This window comes from Haliscomenobacter sp., from assembly GCF_040403615.1.
Classification (GTDB): domain Bacteria; phylum Bacteroidota; class Bacteroidia; order Chitinophagales; family Saprospiraceae; genus Haliscomenobacter.
On record NZ_JBBAKG010000017.1, the window covers coordinates 5,127 to 7,816 of the forward strand.

A 2,690-nucleotide genomic window follows, 5' to 3' on the forward strand; every position below is an offset into this window, starting at 1 on the left:
CAAAATTATACCTCTGCCGAGTTGGCCGAAAAGCTCGATTATTACGGCAGTAGTTTGGCGGTTCCGTACCATACCGATACCGAGAGTTTGTCTTTGCTTTCCTTGAGCAAGTACTTCAGCAAAGTGCTGCCGCTGTTGGCGGAGGTCATCAAAACGCCTCGCTTTCCGCAAGAAGAATTGCAAGCTTTTGTGCAGCGCAGCATTCAGCATTTGCAGGTAGACCTGAGCAAAAACGACGTAGTGGCTTACCGTCAGATCACCGAAATGTTTTTTGGCCCGGATCACCCTTACGGCTACAACAGCAATCCCGATACCTACAATCTGCTGAAGCAAGAGGATTTGATTCAACACCACGAGAGTTTGTTTACGGCCAACAACTGCTTCATCATCATCAGTGGAAAGGTAGACAAAGAGGTGTTGGAACAACTCAATGAGCATTTGGGTCATGGAATCCGCACGGGTCAAGTGCCTACGCCTACGCTGATCCTACAAGAAGCGGCACCCGAACGCCTGCTGATTTCGAAACCCGACAGTTTGCAATCGGCCATTCGCATTGGTTTCAGAACCTTCAACCGCCACCATGCCGATTATTTTGATTTGTCGATTTTGAATCTGGTGTTGGGTGGTTATTTTGGATCCCGCCTGATGACCAATATTCGCGAAGAAAAAGGCTATACTTACAATATTTATTCTACCTTGGATGCCATGCAATTTGACGGTTGTTTTTACATTGGTACTGAGGTAGGCCATGAATTCTTGCCAGACACCCTTACCCAGATTTACCTGGAAATGGATCGATTGAGAGACGAATTGGTAGATGAAGATGAACTTGAAATGATGCGCAATTACATCCTGGGCAACTACCTCACGATGATTGATGGCCCATTCAATGTAGCCGAATTGGTGCGTCTGGTGGTTACGGAGGATCTGCCATTTACAGAATTACAAACCTCCGTTGAAAAAACCCTGGCTGTAACCAGAACTTCCATTCAGGAAACGGCGAAAAAGTATTTGCTACCCGAGAAAATGAGCGAAGTAATTGTAGGGAAAGCTTGAGTTTTGTGCCAAAAGAGAACATTAGGACTAAAAACCAAAAAAAATGGTTACACACAAGCCCAAGTTGCGTAAATGTCACTAATTTTTCTTTCTTTTGCGTGCATGAAGCGCAAGCGGACAGCCCTACTCAATACAACAATAAAGCTCCCGAGAACGCGTTTAACCTTTTTACAATAACTCTTAGGTAAGGAAAATTAATGAAGCTGTTCAGTTTTTTTAGACAAGAACTTGCCATTGATCTTGGCACTGCCAATACCCTGATCATGCAAGATGATCAGATTGTTGTGGACGAACCATCGATCGTTGCTATCGATCGCAAAACCAATCAAACCATTGCGGTTGGACGTAGAGCGATGCAAATGCATGAAAAAACGCACGATAACATCAAAACAGTTCGGCCTTTAAAAGATGGAGTGATCGCCGATTTTCAAGCGGCTGAAAATATGATTGAGGGTTTCATCAACATGATTGATGGCCGTCGTCGCTTTTTTTCCCACATGAAAATGGTGATTTGTATTCCTTCCGGGATTACCGAAGTAGAGAAACGTGCGGTATTTGACTCTGCGGATCACGTAGATTCCAAGGAAACCTACCTGATTCACGAACCAATGGCAGCTGCCCTGGGAATAGGCCTCGATGTAGAAGAGCCCGAAGGCAACATGATCATCGACATTGGTGGCGGCACCACCGAGATTGCAGTGATCGCCCTTTCTGGCATCGTATGCGATCAATCCATCCGCATTGCTGGTGATGAATTCACCAGCGATATTGTGAGCTACATGAAGCGCCAACACAATATCCTGATTGGGGAGCGTACTGCCGAGCAAATCAAAATCCATGTGGGTTCTGCTTTGCACGAGTTGGAAGAAGATGCACCTGAGGACTATGCCGTAAATGGCCGCGACCTCATGACGGGCATCCCCAAACAAATCAAAGTTGGCTACCGCGAAATTGCCCATGCGCTGGATAAGTCCATCTCCAAAATTGAAGATGCTGTACTCAAAGCACTAGAATCTACGCCACCAGAATTGGCTGCCGATATTTTTAGAAGAGGCTTGTACCTAACCGGAGGTGGCGCACTGCTGCGCGGTTTGGACAAACGCATTTCCTTGAAAACCAAGCTCCCTGTACAAGTTGCCAACGATCCGCTGCGTGCAGTGGTAAAAGGTACAGGCATTGCACTTAAAAATACCGATCGCTTTTCGTTTTTGATCGATCGCAAAAGTGTGTAATTCAAAAGTGAAACCGCATTATGCCAATATTGCTTAATGCGGTTTCATCTACCACCTTTCCACTTCCAACTGCCGCATGAATACGCTCTTGCAATTACTTTACCGTGTCAATCAATGGGCTTTGTTTTTGCTATTGATGTTGATATCGATGTTCATGGTCGTTAGAAACAACGAAGCTCAAGGCAAGATTTTCTGGAATTCGACCGGCATAGTATTTGGGTTGTTCAGCAGTGGCGCCAACTCTGTCTGGAGCTACTTCAACCTGAGTAGAGAAAACGAAAAATTACAGCGTGAAATCAGTGTACTGCGGGGGCAATTGGCCCAAGACCAATACAACGATGAATTGGTTCGGGACACCCTGCAAAAAGTAGATTCCAATCGCATCCAGATATACGAATACAT

Annotated in this window: 3 protein-coding genes; all 3 read left to right on the forward strand. The window is 45.5% G+C overall.

Going from position 1 to position 2,690, the window contains the following annotated elements:
- Window positions 1-1,056 (forward strand): M16 family metallopeptidase (locus tag ABW391_RS07680; RefSeq protein ID WP_353481263.1); only part of this gene is annotated, 1,056 nt, incomplete at its 5' end.
- A gap of 197 nt (window positions 1,057-1,253) precedes the next feature.
- Window positions 1,254-2,288 (forward strand): rod shape-determining protein, encoded by a 1,035-nt coding sequence (locus ABW391_RS07685; RefSeq protein WP_353481264.1) that lies wholly within the window; start codon window positions 1,254-1,256, stop codon window positions 2,286-2,288.
- Window positions 2,289-2,364: 76 nt separating this feature from the next.
- Window positions 2,365-2,690, forward strand: a 326-nt coding sequence (locus ABW391_RS07690; RefSeq protein WP_502916316.1) for a hypothetical protein, incomplete at its 3' end; no start/stop codon positions are given.

Excerpts from the sequence above, each read along its gene's own strand:
- ABW391_RS07685 (WP_353481264.1), top strand. The coding sequence starts at position 1,254 with ATGAAGCTGTTCAGTTTTTTTAGACAAGAACTTGCCATTGATCTTGGC.